General features: G+C 35.5%; 15 protein-coding genes. 1 reads left to right on the top strand and 14 read right to left on the bottom strand.

The features are described from left to right. Positions 1-93: 93 nt before the first annotated feature. The 8 genes from NSS71_RS11185 to NSS71_RS11220 form a co-directional block, all read right to left on the bottom strand. The gene (locus NSS71_RS11185; protein WP_341151658.1) at positions 94-1104 is read right to left on the bottom strand and encodes an Ig-like domain-containing protein; all 1011 of its coding nucleotides are present in this window, start codon (positions 1102-1104) and stop codon (positions 94-96) included. A gap of 181 nt (positions 1105-1285) precedes the next feature. Beyond that, positions 1286-2275 (bottom strand): N-acetylmuramoyl-L-alanine amidase, encoded by a 990-nt coding sequence (locus tag NSS71_RS11190; RefSeq protein ID WP_341151659.1) that lies wholly within the window; start codon positions 2273-2275, stop codon positions 1286-1288. A 58-nt stretch (positions 2276-2333) separates the two neighbouring features. Beyond that, complete coding sequence (locus tag NSS71_RS11195; protein WP_341151660.1) at positions 2334-2732, bottom strand: phage holin family protein; 399 nt, start codon at positions 2730-2732, stop codon at positions 2334-2336. A gap of 175 nt (positions 2733-2907) precedes the next feature. Further along, on the bottom strand, positions 2908-3978 hold the full coding sequence (locus NSS71_RS11200) for a LamG-like jellyroll fold domain-containing protein (protein WP_341151661.1): 1071 nt from the start codon (positions 3976-3978) through the stop codon (positions 2908-2910). Between the two features lie 115 nt (positions 3979-4093). Beyond that, positions 4094-4270: a hypothetical protein gene (locus NSS71_RS11205; RefSeq protein ID WP_341151662.1), complete on the bottom strand. Its 177-nt coding sequence runs from the start codon at positions 4268-4270 to the stop codon at positions 4094-4096. Positions 4271-4399: 129 nt separating this feature from the next. Further along, entirely contained in the window at positions 4400-4627 is a 228-nt protein-coding gene (locus NSS71_RS11210; RefSeq protein ID WP_341116397.1) for a hypothetical protein, read from the bottom strand. Beyond that, the gene (locus tag NSS71_RS11215) at positions 4627-5058 is read right to left on the bottom strand and encodes a hypothetical protein (RefSeq protein WP_156485373.1); all 432 of its coding nucleotides are present in this window, start codon (positions 5056-5058) and stop codon (positions 4627-4629) included. Before NSS71_RS11215 ends, NSS71_RS11210 begins: the two co-directional genes overlap by 1 nt. A 61-nt stretch (positions 5059-5119) precedes the next feature. Then, positions 5120-10039, bottom strand: coding sequence for a phage tail protein (locus tag NSS71_RS11220; RefSeq protein WP_341151663.1), 4920 nt, complete (start codon positions 10037-10039; stop codon positions 5120-5122). An 81-nt stretch (positions 10040-10120) separates the two neighbouring features. Between NSS71_RS11220 and NSS71_RS11225 the strand changes: the two genes are divergently transcribed. Then, entirely contained in the window at positions 10121-10336 is a 216-nt protein-coding gene (locus NSS71_RS11225) for a hypothetical protein (protein WP_061796074.1), read from the top strand. 25 nt (positions 10337-10361) lie between these two features. Here the strand turns inward: NSS71_RS11225 and NSS71_RS11230 are convergent, their stop codons facing one another. From NSS71_RS11230 to NSS71_RS11255, 6 genes are read right to left on the bottom strand one after another with little or no spacing between them, the layout of a single operon-like run. After that, positions 10362-10535, bottom strand: a complete 174-nt coding sequence (locus tag NSS71_RS11230) for a hypothetical protein (protein ID WP_341151664.1) — start codon at positions 10533-10535, stop codon at positions 10362-10364. Position 10536: 1 nt separating this feature from the next. Then, entirely contained in the window at positions 10537-11250 is a 714-nt protein-coding gene (locus NSS71_RS11235; RefSeq protein WP_341151665.1) for a distal tail protein Dit, read from the bottom strand. After that, positions 11247-14660, bottom strand: a complete 3414-nt coding sequence (locus NSS71_RS11240; protein ID WP_341151666.1) for a tape measure protein — start codon at positions 14658-14660, stop codon at positions 11247-11249. Before NSS71_RS11240 ends, NSS71_RS11235 begins: the two co-directional genes overlap by 4 nt. Beyond that, positions 14661-15299, bottom strand: a complete 639-nt coding sequence (locus NSS71_RS11245; RefSeq protein WP_341151667.1) for a Gp15 family bacteriophage protein — start codon at positions 15297-15299, stop codon at positions 14661-14663. Positions 15300-15312: 13 nt separating this feature from the next. Next, positions 15313-15696 carry a hypothetical protein gene (locus NSS71_RS11250; protein WP_341151668.1) on the bottom strand — a complete coding sequence of 128 codons (384 nt, stop codon included), beginning with the start codon at positions 15694-15696 and terminating at the stop codon, positions 15313-15315. A gap of 14 nt (positions 15697-15710) precedes the next feature. Beyond that, positions 15711-16166, bottom strand: a complete 456-nt coding sequence (locus NSS71_RS11255; RefSeq protein WP_061796058.1) for a phage tail tube protein — start codon at positions 16164-16166, stop codon at positions 15711-15713. Positions 16167-16168 lie beyond the last annotated feature (2 nt).

Here is a 16168-nt window from a genome sequence, read left to right on the forward strand (position 1 = left end):
ATATTATTATCCTACTATTTAAAAGGATACAACCCCAAAAAAATGTTAAAAAAATATATACTAAGCCCTACTCCATAGAGCAGGGCACCAATATTAATATTCATCAATTACAAAACTGACAATCTCATCAAACATTATGTATTCTGTTCTTGATTTGATATTCCCAGTTGTTACATTTAATTTAAATTCATAATATGGCTTACCTTCTCCTTTTTTATCTAACCAAGCTATGAAATTATTAATCTCAGTTCTAGATAAGTCATATTCATGCAAGTCACCAGTAGTGGTAGTTAATTTAAGGATACCTTTATTACCTTCTACTTCTGCTTCTTTAACTGTCACTTCAGCTGTTGCTTTTAGATTACTACCATCAGTAGTTTCTGCTGTAATAGTGACCTTCCCGGGACTTTTTCCAATTACATTTCCATTATCATCTACAGTCGCAATTTCAGGATTACTACTTGACCATTTAATGGTTTTATTAGTTGCATTTTCAGGTTCTATAGTGACTACTAATGATTTACTTGATCCAACATTCAATTCTAATGCAGATTCAACAAGACCTATAGAATCAATTAATTTTTGACCCGGTTCAAGTAGTATACCATCTTTATTAATATCAATAGCATCTAAATCATAAAAATTTGAAGTTCCCGAGTTTGGATTACTTATAACTACAGTATGTACAGTATCGGTCATACCTGTCTTTTCATAAAGTAAAGTTTTATTTAGCTTTGAACCCCTTGGGTTATATTTCTCTGTAACTCCATCAATAGTAACATTAACAACAGTTGTTCTATTTGTATCCTTAAAACCTACTATTCTAATATCTGTTCCCTTAAAAGAAAATGTTATTTTCGTACCAGCTGAACTAGAGAACTTTCCTGATCCTCCAGAATTATAAGTCCCCTTATCAATATTCCATGTTCCTGTATATATAAAGGCTTTATTTGTTTCTTCGTATCTAGTCCAACCTTCTTCTGGTTCCGTTAATTGTTGTCCAATAGTTGCAGCTTCAACTTTATTAGTTTTAATCTGATAAACAGAAAAACTTGATAAAATAACTGTAAATGTTGCTATAAGTAAAAATAACTTCTTTTTCATTTCTTACCTCCAATAATGTATGTAAATTTGACCATTTCTAGTATAATATTACTATTACCATTTTAACTATTCAATGGATTTTGGGAATGTTTTTCTAAAAGTCAAAAATGCCCCACTCAAATGAGCAGGGCTGTGTGAGATAATCATGCTGTATAACTATTTTATATCCATCCGCATTATTTTATGCAATTTTAATTTGAATTGCTTCGATGCGTTTACTTTGGCCTGTTGTTCCAGCAACTGTTCCATTTTTCTTCCATGCTGTCCAACCGTCTTTTTCTACGTGAACTCTATATTGAATATCTAACCCTTTAGCTTTTATTTTAACTGCTTCTAACCGTAAACTCTCTCCGATGGTTCCAATTACTTCTCCATCTGTTCTAAGATTGGTCCAACCAATTTTTTGTACATGTCCTTCCATTTCCAATTCTGCAGAAGTATTTTCTAATTTAACCGTCAAGGCTTCTAATCTCTTGGATTGTCCAGTTGTTCCAGCTGTTTGACCATCTTTTTTCTTACCTTGCCAGCCAATTCCTTGTACATGCGCTTCGTATACAACAGAAGGCTTCGCTGGTGTTTTAGATGGAGATATCACTGTTTTTGCTGGATTATTAGTTCCCTTTTTTATTAGATTAAAAGCTTTAGTTAATCCCACAACATGACCGCGTGCAATTGCATCTAAGACCGTATCTTGTTTTAGTAAATCAGCATCTGCCTTTGTATCGATAAATAAATTTTCAGAAAGTGCAGCTGACATATTGCTTTCACGTAGTACATGGAAATTAGCTGATTTTGCGCCGCGATTTTTTACCCCATATGCTTTTAATTCTGCCATTACTGCATCGTGAATTGCTGCTTGAATTTTACCTGTGGTGCTTGTAGTTGACAAGGCATTATATCGATAATCCTCATATCCAGTACCCCCACCAGCATTAATATGAACAGATAGAAAAAAGTCTGCTCCCCATGCATTAGCTGCATCTGTACGCCGTTTCAGGGTAAGGGAAGAATCACCAGTGCGACTCATTTTCACACTAACATTTTGGTAATTACCTAGTAACGCTTGGATTTTTTTTGCAATTTTTAATGTTAATTCTTTCTCTTTTAATCCATATCCCACGGCTCCCGGGTCAGTACCACCATGTCCTGCATCAATAAAAATTTTTACCATTTTTCCTTCACACTCCAAATAATTTTATAAAAGAAAAAGAGCAGCCGTAAAGCCACTCTTACTTACCGTTCACTTTTTCTTTAAGTACTGCAATGATATTTCCTAATGGACCCAGTGGAACGCCAATCTTTCCTGCGTTTTCTGTAATACTTATAAATTCAATTGCAATGTATGCCCATGCTGCTCCTTCTCCACCAGCTGCAGTTCCGTTCAAAGATATTTCAATAAGATATAATAGACCAATTAAAATAAGGACAATCAACTTTTTTATAAAGCCTCTTGTCCCCTTTGCGCTATTTAATTCTTTATTAACAAACGCACAAAATATTCCGGTCACATAATCAGCAAGCATTACTACCAACAGTACTGACACCGCTAGACCAAAACTCCCCACCATTACTGACCAAATTCCCCCAATTACACCTATCGCAATACTTAATCCATGTTGTTTTTCCATTTTCCCCTTATCCTTTCATAGCATAATAAAAAGCATCGTTTGATGACTTTTAGCCAATATATAGTTTTAACTAAAACAACTTACTCATTTTTCGTTTCTAAATCATGGACTCACCTCCTTAAAAGGGCATAAAAAAGAGCCCCCATAATAAGGACTCTTTAAACCTATAAATTTATTAATCTTCGCTAACGATTTCGGATATTTCAGATTCTACTTCTACTGGATTCTTAATACTACCTATTTCATCAGATAATACCCCAGAAGAATTATCTCCCCATCCATATACTTTTCCACTTTCACCTAATGCAATTACAAAATTTTGTCCAACAGATATATCTGTAACTTTTTCTGGAAGATTTATTTTTTCTTTTTTAGACAATGTCCTTTTACTTGTATCACCTAAACCTAGTTGACCATAGCTATTTTCTCCCCATGCATAAACTTCACCATTTGAAGTTAGTTTGTAGAAAGATTTTTCACTTGTATATAGTTTATTTGTACTCTTTTCGGGTTGCTCGGGTTGCTCAACTTTTGGATTTATCACTTTATCATAAATTTCTATTTGATCTAAATCACCTTTAAAATAATGAGTTAAAGATGGCGTAACACCAATAAATAAATTATAAGTTTGATTATTTTTTTCCTCTGCTATACTATCTGAAGTTGCTACAAGTTTGTTATCTACATATAACCTTGCATTTCCTGTTCCAATTTTCCCATCCCAACTAAATAAAATTTCATGCCATTTATTATCAAATATATTTTCGGAAGAAGTTGTTTTTAAACGCGGAAACAATTTTCCCCATCCATTGCTCGTCCCATCAACATATAGATATCCACCTTCTAGATTAGTAATTCCAACTTGAAATCCATATTGTTCTGTACCCTGACTTACGTTTGATAAAAGTACCTCAAATTCTTGTTTTGGTATTCCATCCCTCTTAAACATAAATTTAATACTTTTTTCACCCACAGGAATCACCTTTTTATTAAATTCTAAATAATTATTTGTTCCGTTAAAACTTCTAGCTTTTCCATTCCAACCATCAACCAAAGTAGCACCTTTAGCTGTGCCATTAAAAGTTCCTGTTGAGTCAGTAACGGTTGTTCCATTATCATTATCAAAATTATACTCTGCAATAGGACTTGGATTCTCTGTTGTTGCTGAGATATGAGAAGACCCTTCTGTGAATATAAAAGAAACTACTAATACAAATACCAAAAATAAAGACACAATCTTTCTCAAAATATTTCCCCACTTTCAATATGTAATTATTCCCAAGTAGATTAACATTTTAAAGATAGATTGTCTAGAACTTTAAGACCAATACTTTTAACCTAAAAAATATGTAAATAATGTATTAATCACAAAAAAGACTCCTCCTTGTGGAAGCATCTTTAAATATATTTATTAATGCTATTAATTCCAGAAAATTATATGCTTCTAAAATAATAAAATTTTCGTTACCTTTATCTTTATCTTTCTTTTGCTTTTGTTTTTTTCTTTTTAATAAATCATTTATAAATGTTACTTTCATAAATATCACCTCTACAAGTTATATTACATACCTATTGGTTTGGTATCCCTCGTTTTCATTTTAGCTATATTTTGCTCCAATTGTTGTTTTACTATTTCCACATATCCCTTCCAGACATAATAAAAAAGCCTATTCGGCTTCTGTTCCTACAATAGATTCGATTACCTTTTCTTTGACTTTAGCTTGCAAACCACTGATGTCATTCGCGATTGGAGTGTATTCCTCGAATGTTAAAGGAATATATCCATTTAAATTGATTGTTTGGTGCTCATGTGTTGCAAAAAAGTTAACATTAACCCCACTGACTGTTCCTTTGTTGTATGCAATATTTACGCTGGTTACTTCAATTGTAATCATTATTTATTTTCCTCCTTGTTCTCATCGCTATTTTCAAAGACTTCATAAAGATAATCATAGACTTCTGCATCTTTCCCGCTGACTTCTCCGTCATAACCTAATAAGATTTCTTTCACTGTTTTTAAATAACCAGTGGCATCGCCTCCTTCAATGACAAAAAGTTCATCAAATAATTCTTTTTGTTGTTCTTTGAATCCTTTTACATCTTTTACATCAAATGAACCATCTTCTTTTTTATTCGGGTTTCCTTCCTCATCTGTGCCTGCGTACTCTTTTAGCAATTCTTGTTCTTCTTCCACAACTTGTTTCCACTTTTCTTGCATAGCTTTAACAAAGCGAGAACGATGTCGAGATTGTTTTCCTTTCAGTGTTAAGTTATATAAAAATTCTACTGCTGCGGGTAAATAAGATACTTTGATTGATATTTTCATGACTTTTCCTCCATAATAAAAAGCTGACCGAATTTTACGATCAGCTTTGCTTTTAATTTTTTTATGCTGCATAAACAGCTTTTTCTAATTCTTCTACTCTGCGTTTTAAAACAAAGTTTTCAACTTCTAATGCTTTATATTTTTTATCCAACTCTTGAATACCTAGCCATGCTAAACTGCTCATCATGTACTGTTCAACCCCATCTCCATCGATAACACATGATGGAGTGTTATAGTTCTCACCAATAACCAGACCAGTTCTGATTCTATCCTTCCCAACTTCTACCTCGGAACGTAATCGATAATCGTAAATCGTGGCGCTATTGATAACATCTAACGCACTATCAGTATGTGGTCTAATATCCTGCTTATATTTAGCAAGGGAAGCAGTGGGAAAACCAGACGCTCGCACAGGAACATAAGAATCTGTGGTATTTGCAGCTGTTGCCCTTACTTCTCCAGTTGCGCTTGGTTTAATATAAATATTTATCCCGGAAACTAAATTGTTATATTGTATTGTATTAGCAAATACCTGTCTAGTTCTAAAATCAAGATAAGTATCTGTGGTATTTTCCCTCGTAACTCTTAATTCTCCGCTTCCGGCAGGTTTGATATACATATTTCCGCCATCAACACCACTATTATTTTGAAGGGTGTTTGAGAAAACTTGTCTTGCTCTTATATCAACATAGTTTTCCGTAGTGTTTGCAGCTGTAAATCTCACTTCACCAGTTGCTGACGGTTTAATATAGATATTCACGCCGCTAAAATCGTTATTATATTGAATAGTATTAACAAGCGCTTGTCTTGCCCTCATATCACCATCAACGAATAATACATTATCACTATTTCCAGCACGAGTTAATGTGATTCCTTGGGTTGCTTCAATCCTCATGCTCTGACCCGAGAATATGTGCATACCCAAACCTTGCACACCCGAAGTTAATGTTTCATCAGCGAAGAAATCTATGAATCTAGCGCCGTTTTTGTCGGAAGAACCAGAATGAATTGCCCGCTGTGTTGTTATTCCTTTATCGGTCAGCATGGTTGCTCTACCACCCGCAGAATCTACCCTTTCCACTCCATTTGATTTTTTGCTAGTTATACCCACCCGAACGACACCGTTGTATGAGTCAAAAGTAGAAATATACGTGGCGGTACTGGACGTTCCGAATGTTCTAGTGAATGTTCCAGTAGACGAAACGTTACCACCTTTTATTTCAGTTGTATCTCCACCCGATACGGAACGAATTGTAACCCCGCTTAAGGTTCCTGTTTTAATGTTGCTGGCATTAAGATTTACAACACTTACTTTCGCAGCATCCAGTGTGCCTGCAGTTATTTTTCCTGCATCAATTGATGTGATATTAGCATTTCCTACTTTGAAGGTTCCGTTGACTGTTACATTTCCATCAAGAACTAATTTTTTACCTTGTATAAGAACCCCACTTGTATCAATGTTTATCTGATTAATAATATCATTTTTTGTAACTCTTAGATTAATTGCATCAGATAGTTGAGTTATTTGGGACTCAGCTGTAACAATTCTTCCTAATGCTCCGCTATTAATACCAGTGAACCTATTTCCGCTTGGTAATTCTGCATCAGTTTTAAATCCTTGGTTAGATAAATATTCTATTTTATCCAAAGTTCCAGACTCATTAAATGGCTGAAAATAAAACTGTTCATAAGTAGACCTTATTTTAACGTAATATTCTACAACAACTCCGCTAGAATTATTAGTAGTGCATATAGCTAAAAAGTCAGAGCTAGATAAAAAGTTAGAATTAGATAAAGATAAATCTACAAAAGTTGCTATACCTAATTCATTTTGCTGTTTATGTCTCAAAAATAATGATGCGAATTTACCTCTTGAAGATCCATCTGCTCCACCTGTAATGTCGAATGATATTTCTCCATGTTGGTATCTTCTAGCAACTCTAGTTCTTGCAAACAATGTCCACTTACCACTATTATTTTCTTGAGTACTACTAGTTGTATAGCCTAGCCTGCTTACTTTTTTATCAACTTCGCTTGATAAGCTTGAAATGGTACTAGTTAAACTGTTATTAGTTTGAGTTAACTGACTTTGTGTAGCAAATTTATTATTTGCGTCTGTTGTGCTAATCTTTGTATCTACAACGCCAGCTAATTGGGTAACGGTTGATTTATCCGCCTTATTAGACACTGTAGTTTGAACACCACTTAGAGTTTGTGATATAGAAGAAATACTTCCTTCAGCATTTGTTATTCTGCTCGCTAAACTGCTTGCAGTTTGTTGTAAAGAACTTATATTTCCTTCTGAAGTACCAACCCTTGTTATAATACCGCTAACTGTTTGTTCGATTGTACTGAATTGAGTTTGAATTGCTATTTCATTTGTAGCATCAGACACATTTATATCATCAACATAAACAGTACCTTCATTAACTGAAACAGGAAAAGTAATTGATATACCAGTTACATCCGATGGAAGAGTTATAGTGCGTTCTCTCTTTGTCCAACTAGTAAAAACACCACCTAACTGTAAATCTGAAATTAAACTTCCATCTATCCTTGCAATTCGAATCTTAAAGTTGCCCGTATCAAATGTAGTACCGGAAACCATCTTTACCCACCAAGAAAGTTTTAGGATAGTTCCTTTTGCAACAGGGTACTTTAGTGCAAGATTTTTTGGTCTATAATACCCATTACCCTTTGTTACCTTTAAGCATTTTGTTCCTTCGTGTAAATCTGATTCAACAAAAGAGCAATTAGATGGTAAGTCCCAAGCTTCATTTTCAAAACTTGGATCGGGTATCAAATTATTAGAGTTTGACAATATACCAGCTACACTAGAAACTATACTATCTGCCTTAATATCAAGACTAGCCACATTACTTTTAAAGGTATTTATCTCACCATTTAAGCCAGTTATGCTTGACTCTGTGGAAGAAACACGATTAGAAATGCCGTTGATACTTAAATCAATCTGAGACATCTTGCTTGTATAAGTAGACGTATCAACTTTTCCCTTCAAAGAAGAATCAACTTGAGCTTTCGTATAAACATCTTCCGCCTTAGCCATTAGGGAAATTTGTCCAGACATAGATGTAATATTACTCTCTGCATTTGTTACACGCCCTGTCAGCTTGTCTACACTTGTCTTGGTCGCTCTTAACTCTATTTTTTCATCTAATGCAGTAATGGCTGTTTGCTGTTCCGATACAACTCCATCTAAATTAGATAGCGTTCTAATTGTTGTAGTTAAAGAATTATTAATCGTATCCACATTTTGTTCAATGGTGGTTATCTTACCGCCTGCTTCTGCTAAATCATCACTTATTGACTCTACTTCTGTCTCTAAAGAACTAGCTTTATTTAAAGCATTCTGTGCATTTTGCTTAGCTGTATTAGCCACATTAACCGCATCAACTGCTATGCCATTAACAGCACTTGCCGTATCTAATGCATCTTGTGCTTTATCAAATGAAATTTGGGCATCTTCAATAGCTTTTTGTGCATTTTCGGTTGCCTCGTTTGCTCTGTTAAAAGCATCCTCTGCTCGTTCTGTTGCTTCTGCTGCCTCTTCTTTCGCGACATTAACATCCATATCCACGATTAGTTGCCATTGTTCTCCATTCCATCGATACGTTTGTGTATACTCTCCATCAATGACCTTAAACCACAAATCTCCCTCAATAAATTCACCTGTGGGCTCTACTGCACTGTAATAGTTTTTATTTTTCCCATTAGCTGAGTCGATTACTTTAGTAGCTTTATCCCAAATGCCAGAGCGATCATTGATTTTGCGTTCTAGCTGGTCAATACGATTATCTATCTCCGTGTCATATAAATTAATAAACTGACCAAGTTCTACTTTTCCGGAATGGTCTGGGTCCGCAACATCATATTCAAAGGATATCACTCTTTCTTCTGCTTCAATTGGTTTGGCAAAAGAACGGTCTATAGCTACTGTAATATCTCCTAAACGAACTTTCTCATGTTCATATCCAGTCAGTTCTTCCATCAAAAAAACATCCATCTCATAATTATCGAGTGGATGCTTTTGTTCTTGAAGTGCGTTCCAGGTTTCTAATAATAATTGTGCTGGGTCTTCCTGTTCACTGGATTCGAAAATTCCGAATCGATGGCGAGTGGTACCGTCTTTATTTGGACGGCCATAAATACTTAAAGCTTCCGGATCGCCAACCCATTCTTGTCCCAGCGGTTTGTCAGCAGGATCTCCTTTAGCTTTTTTCCATTCTACGTCTGCAAAAGAGATTTTACGGGAAAAACCGCCAGTAGCATTTCCTTCTTCATCTTCCAATTCTAAAGATGCACCTCGACCATACAAAGCAGTTTTAGGATAGGATTGCACTTGGTGCCGGATGCTTAAGATATCCTTATCCATTTCCCATCGTTTACCCGTATTGGTTCCACGCATGGTTAAAATATCAATATATCTGGCTACAATTCTATTACCTTGTATTTCCACTCTATCGCGGATTTCTCCACCCCAGGTATTTACGATTTTCTCGATAGCTTCTGTTACACTTATATAATAAAAGTTTGTAGAGTTTAATCCGAAATCTTCGGCAGTTTGTCCGACTTGCCATCGTACTCCATTTAATGCTCTCGTAAGTGCATCTCGTAAAGTTGTATTAAACGGTCTTACATCTGTGATAATCTCGTCGTTTAGCTCAAGCATAGCAGGCTCACAAATGGCGTGTATCTCTGGTCCAGATTCTCCATCAATTCGTTCAGGTTCTTTAATTACAAATAGTCTAAATGCTCCGTCTTTATCTATAAAAGCTACTTGGTTTTCAGCTATGATATATTTTGAATCTTCATGTGCTCCGTCTGCCATGAACTCAAATGTTGATCCTTGATTAAGCATTTCCTTAAATGGTGCATCCCAAAACGCACATGCATCTTCTGCTTCATTCGATAAAATAGCAAGCAAATTGTCTGCAGGATCAAATATTAATAAATTGGACATAGGTTTCCTCCTTTCTTAACTTTTAGAAAACCTTATATATGGTAAAATACTCCTATCTTGTATGATAGGAGGTGAAAAAATATGTCTAAATTAGACCCGAAACCGGAGAAAAATAGATTATACACATGGGAAGACTTAAATGATTATCTTCAATTGCATTTCAAAAGCCCGGGAAGCTTTGTACCTACCATTGATGTACGTCAGTATTCTATGACAAAAGAAGAAATTATTTCTGAAGCAGAAACACAAGGTTATAAAGTATCCCAACCTAGAGAACACATTCTAAAATTCGAATAAGTTTTACCCAGTCACTAATTGATGGTTAGTGACTGGGATTTGAAATAAATTGCGATAGAATACTTTCAAGCCTTGTTTTTTCTTTTCTCAGTTCCTTTACTTCTCCCTGTAAACATTCTACTTTACTTTCTAATGACAAATTCAATTGTTCTACCACCGATATTTTCTTTTCTAATTCTTTAATTCTCTTTTCTAACATATCATAACCACCTCGGGGTATAAGTTATTGTTGTGGCAGCTACACCAGCAGGAGTAACCGTCAATTTATTTTCTCCTGGTCTCAATTCAAACCAGTTACTACTAAAATCTAAGCTTGTCATTCTTACGGTATAGTTAATCGTGATTTTTCTTTTCTTGAAATCGATTTTTAACTTATCACCAGCCACAAATGCCCATATGACTCTAACAAACTTCCCATCCTCATTTTGAACGCGAAACTCATTTGCTGGTGCTGTAAATTCAATATTAAATACTGGTGTGCAGGATGCTGTTCCTTCGTTAATAATTGTTGTCAATGCTACTGTTTTCTCTTGACCATATTTTAATGGATCAGGACAAAGAAAAGGTAGGGTTCCCCTACCTCTAAAAACAATCTCATCCCAATCCGGATTCCCATTCATTAAACCATAATAAGTTTTGTCTGGTTCATCAGAAAAAATAATTGGTGATGGTTCTGAAACATATAAAACACTATTTAAGGCATCTATTATTTTTCTCGTATGACTTAATCCCCTACTTGTCAACACAAAATCAACAGGTATCTGCCTTTCTATTAATCTTCTCTTTAAAAAATAACTACCAGGGGAATTGGGTTTAGATTGGCCGATAACTTCTTGATTAATAGGACCTCTTCCACCAACTTGTCTGACTCTAATAGGGAGAATATGTCCATTAAAAGTAATATTAAAACTCAATATGAAACACCCCCACTAAAATTTCTTTTATCTCTTTTTTTGTTATTACTTTGTTGAGAAGAAATATATTCAATCAATCCTCTGGCTTGATATCCTCCAATATTTATCACAGCTTCAACCTTCTGAGCAATGTTTGATTTAGTATCAGAATTAGAAGAATTATTTACCGTAGCACTTCTAACACGATTTCTTGCAGATAATTGATTGTTTAGCCCAATACCGTTAATACCTAATGCACCTTCTGCAGTAAACTTAGGAATAGATAGCATATTCTTCATCGATTTTTCAACTCTGGATGCATCTGCATCTATTCCGACAGCTACACCCGCAGGAATCCATTTACCGATTTCATCTCTCATAACTCTTGATGGAGAATGTATACCTAGAACGCTAGAAGCCCAATCTGTAATTTTTCCACCAAGTGAGCTAATTTTATCCTTAACCCATCCAAATCCATTTCCTATCCCTTCCACAATGCCTGAGACTATATCTTCACCGATTGAAACCATCTTAGAAATAGTGCCTTTTATTCCATCAACAACTTTTCCTGTTATTTCTTTTCCTTTGTCCTTGATTTTTGAAAGCTTATCACCTATCGCTTTTGCTAATTTTATAATCAAGTCTGCTCCTGCTTTTAGCAAAGTACCTATAATACTTAAGATTCCTTGTACAAGCATTTTCAAGATTTTTACTCCTGCTGACAAAATCTGTGGTAGATTTTTTATAATTGCACCGGCTAAAGTAATGATTAATTTTAAGGCACAGGCAATTAATGCTGGTATCAGCTGAACAATTCCTTGAATAAGAGCATTTAGAATTTTTATACCAGCTGCAATAATCTGTGGCAAAGCTTTTATCAAAGCAGTTGCAAGAGTAATAATTAAGGTTAGTGCAGTTTCAATAAGCATCGGAAGAATTGACAAGATTCCATCAATCAAGGCCATCAGTAATTCAATTCCAGCTGATAGTATTTGCGGTAAATTGTCTAGAAGAGCCGTTGCTAAAGATATAATAATCGTTAGGGCTGCTGTTAGTAATGCAGGTAAGGCAGCAGTCAATCCGCCAATCAGTGCATTCAGAATATCAATCCCGGCTGATAAAATCATTGGCAAATTATCAACCAAAATCCCTAATAAAGAAGTGATAATTAAAATTGCTGTATTGATAACCTCAGGAAGTACAGTTAAAATACCTTCCAGTAAATTAGTAAGAATTGTTATACCAACACTAATGATTGTTGGCAAATATTGAGCGATCGTATCGACTAGTAAAGTCACTAGGGAAATATATGAGTTAATCATAATGGGCAAATATTGAACTAATCCATTTGCTATTGCTGTAATGATTTGTAGACCAACTTGAATAATCATTGGTAGATATGTTGTTATCGCTTCATTAAAAAAATTCATTAATTGCTCTGCGATAGCGACAAGTTTTGGAATACTTTGAGCAATCCCTTCCATCAATTTAACAATTAAATCGGCTCCGATTTTGATAAATTGTGGAATTAAGACTAGTGCCGTATCTAGGATTCCCATAAGCATTTTGCCAATATCTTTTAACGCATTATTTATTCCTTCTGCTGAAAAACCGCCCATTTTAAGGAGTGTAGCAGCAAACGTTATAGCTAAAGAAATTACTATTCCAAGTGGGCCTGTAACCCCTATGAACCCAAGAGCTAGTCTACTAAGGAAAGGAACAAGAGTTAATAAAACGTTCGTAATATTTTCAAAAGATAATTTCAATGCATTTAAAACCGCTTGGCCTACAGCACTATTGGCAAAATAATCAAAGAATGACGAAATAGCATCTCCTGCAATAGCCAGACCTGCAGAAATTGCGCTTATAGCTTTTACACCAACAGATCCTAACCAAGCAAAGCCAGCAATTAGTTTATCTGCTGACCAATTACCGAATGCTTGGAGTCCTGGCATTATGGAACCTAAGGCCGTTTTAATCCCTTCTAATGATTTTTCGTATATATCAGTTATAAAGGACCATGTTTTTTGTACTCCATTCCGGAAAGTTTCATTCGTTTTATATAAATTGACCAGCATTACCGCTAATCCACCAAGAGCTGCAACCAATGCAACAACTGGATTGGTTGCTATAGCAGTTCCTAACGCTGTAAAGGCACCTACTAACATACCGATTAATTTAGTCATTCCCATATAAGTGCTAAATATCGCAAGGGCAGTTACTACTCCTAGTAAAGCAGGGGATAGTAATTTCAAAGCGTCTACCATCCGTCTTAAACCATTAGCGAAAGTTTCACTACCAGTTACACGAGCAACAGCTTTAAAAGCATTTGTTAGTCCTTTTAAGGCATTGATAATATCGCCTTTTAATACGTCTGCAACGTTGGCCATTATTTTAACAATTGCTGTTCGCATATTACCGAATGAACCAGAAATTGTGTCTCCTGCTGTTTTGGCTAATCCAGCCATAGCAGCAGTACTTCCTGCAATACCGTCCGTTCCATTCTGGATACCATCAACAAGCATATCGATTGCATCGTTTGATTCTAGCAAACCTTTAGATGTGTCTTTCTTAATATCAGCTACTGATTGGTTGGTTTGGTTAGCGAGCATTTGCCATGCTGGTATCCCAGCATCTACTAATCTATTAATATCATCTGCGTAAACCGTCCCAGCTGATTGCATGGAAGCTATAGCGCTTGTAATTTGGTCTATAGATTGAGCGCCATCACCAACTCCATAGGCAGCATCTGCGATGGACTTGAAAACAGGTTTTACCTTTTCAGCTTTCATCCCTGCAGCCACCATTTTCTTTGCTCCAAGGGCAACATCATTTAACGCTATTGGTGTGCCGTCAATTGCATCAACCAAGTCGTTCATAACCAACTTCGCATCTTCTGCGGAGCCTGTTAGAACCGTTAATGATTTAGTTGCGGTATCTATCGTATCTACACGACTAATAGCCCGCCCCATTAAATTCATTAAACCAGTAATTCCAGTTATTGTTGCTGCCATTTTCAGCATGCTTTTCAACGGACTTTCGACAGAGCGATCTAAAGAGGAAAATTCCTGTCTCATACGACTGATTGAGTTACTTGCTGAACTCCTCATACGGCTGAACGCGTTAGAAAAACCGCTTGTCATCCGAGAAGTTATACTACTAGTTGCTGATCGCAAACCAGTAAACATCGAACGAAATGGATTAGCTCGGGTAAATGTATTACGGATTGAGTTGGCTGCAGCAGAAAAAGTATCACTAATGCTTGTTCGTATTTGTCCTAGACTAGTACGTATTTGTCTCATGTTATTACGAAAAGTTTGTGGAAAGTTACTTCCTACACGGTTAAAGTCACGGTCTATATCTCGTATCTGACCAGATACGTCTGAATCATCAAGGGATATCTCAATAACAACTGATCCATCTGCTGCCATCTACTCACCCCTCTCAGCCATCTTTTGTTTGATGTAAGCTTGCTTCTCCGCTAAATCCATTGCCTCAAACTCAATTTCTTCTTGGGATTTCTTTAATGCATATAGTTTTTTAAGTTGCGTAAGATTGCTTTTCTCTTCAGCAGTCATGTGTTTATTTGGCTTACGTTGTCTAATATCAATAACCCGCTTAAACATCGTGTCATCACTTAATGAAGCTAGCAGTGCGTTAAATTCAAACCAATGTAATGTACCTTGTTCTTTGAAAAGATTGATGTTGTAGTCATATAAAAAAGACGCATAGATATACTGTGCGTCTTCTTCTAGGCTATATAGTTTTTTATCATCCTCATCTTCATCAATGACATTACCAGCAAGGTCTCGTTTGATCTCTTGCTTTTTACCTTGAAGGATGACCGTTTCCATAATGAGTGTATATAGTTCAACCATTTGTTCGTCAGGCAATTCATGACCATCGATTAAAAGTAAATCCAATATAACAATTACCTTGAACAAATCATCAATGGTATCATCCTTTAGTACATCAAACACTAAAAGTACATTATCAAAAGCTAAATTTAATTTGTAAGTAACCCCATCATAATCTATCGAATTCTGTAATTTTCGAGCAAGGGAAAACATTGCCCTCACCTACTTACTTTTTTAGATTTGCTACATAATTATCTTTTTGTTCTCGTCTTGTACGTTTTTCGTACTCGACCATTACACCATTTGCAACATCGATAAAGCTATTAGAGAGCAAAGTCACATCAGGATACTTGTTATAAATCTTATCAAATGAACCTTCCCCGAATAATGGATCATAGATGCTTTTTAAAATAGATTTGGTTTCTTCAATCGCTTTAGCAAATGATTCTTTATCTTTTACCTCACCGATATCTGTATTTCGATTTTCAAATTCTTCGATTAATCCCATTAGCTTTTCTTTACCAGCATCTGAGATATCTACATTAAAATCAAATTCCCCGAATCTCACGGGGATAATGGATTGGTTACTTAAATTAATATTAATAGACATATGTTACCTCCTAATTATTCTTCTGTAGTTGTTTGTGTTCCTGTTTCACCAGGCTTTGTATCAGTTGGAAGACCTTTAAACGTAACTGTAAATTCAAACGTTGCACGAGCATTCGCATCTCCACCATGAGGAGTGATATCTTGTAATGTTGCAGGACCTTCAATTACACGTCCATCCGGCTCTGTTACTTGAAAATACACTTCTCTACCTTGACCAAGCGTAAATAATTTGTTTCTAATTAGTTCTTGCGCTGGATCGTCAGCATATTTACGGTTACCACTGAATGCATAAGATGAAGTTAATCCAGTAGTTTCTGTTTCTGTTCCGCCTGCTCCATCATAATAGCTGTATTCTTCCGTAGATTCCTCATTTGATGGATCAACAGTAGAGATACCTGCAGCTAATGGTAATAGTTCTTCTTTTGTTTCACCGATTTTATAGGTAGTCAAATAGTTTAAATGAAATGGCATTG

It is taken from the genome of Niallia sp. FSL W8-0951 (genome assembly GCF_038006525.1).
Lineage (GTDB): Bacteria > Bacillota > Bacilli > Bacillales > Cytobacillaceae > Niallia > Niallia circulans.

Excerpts from the sequence above, each read along its gene's own strand:
- NSS71_RS11190 (WP_341151659.1), bottom strand. The coding sequence starts at position 2,275 with ATGGTAAAAATTTTTATTGATGCAGGACATGGTGGTACTGACCCGGGA.
- NSS71_RS11250 (WP_341151668.1), bottom strand. The coding sequence starts at position 15,696 with ATGTCTATTAATATTAATTTAAGTAACCAATCCATTATCCCCGTGAGA.
- NSS71_RS11230 (WP_341151664.1), bottom strand. The coding sequence starts at position 10,535 with ATGTTAGAAAAGAGAATTAAAGAATTAGAAAAGAAAATATCGGTGGTA.
- NSS71_RS11205 (WP_341151662.1), bottom strand. The coding sequence starts at position 4,270 with ATGAAAGTAACATTTATAAATGATTTATTAAAAAGAAAAAAACAAAAG.
- NSS71_RS11240 (WP_341151666.1), bottom strand. The coding sequence starts at position 14,660 with ATGGCAGCAGATGGATCAGTTGTTATTGAGATATCCCTTGATGATTCA.
- NSS71_RS11255 (WP_061796058.1), bottom strand. The coding sequence starts at position 16,166 with ATGCCATTTCATTTAAACTATTTGACTACCTATAAAATCGGTGAAACA.
- NSS71_RS11210 (WP_341116397.1), bottom strand. The coding sequence starts at position 4,627 with ATGATTACAATTGAAGTAACCAGCGTAAATATTGCATACAACAAAGGA.
- NSS71_RS11185 (WP_341151658.1), bottom strand. The coding sequence starts at position 1,104 with ATGAAAAAGAAGTTATTTTTACTTATAGCAACATTTACAGTTATTTTA.
- NSS71_RS11220 (WP_341151663.1), bottom strand. The coding sequence starts at position 10,039 with ATGTCCAATTTATTAATATTTGATCCTGCAGACAATTTGCTTGCTATT.
- NSS71_RS11245 (WP_341151667.1), bottom strand. The coding sequence starts at position 15,299 with ATGTTTTCCCTTGCTCGAAAATTACAGAATTCGATAGATTATGATGGG.
- NSS71_RS11225 (WP_061796074.1), top strand. The coding sequence starts at position 10,121 with ATGTCTAAATTAGACCCGAAACCGGAGAAAAATAGATTATACACATGG.
- NSS71_RS11215 (WP_156485373.1), bottom strand. The coding sequence starts at position 5,058 with ATGAAAATATCAATCAAAGTATCTTATTTACCCGCAGCAGTAGAATTT.
- NSS71_RS11195 (WP_341151660.1), bottom strand. The coding sequence starts at position 2,732 with ATGGAAAAACAACATGGATTAAGTATTGCGATAGGTGTAATTGGGGGA.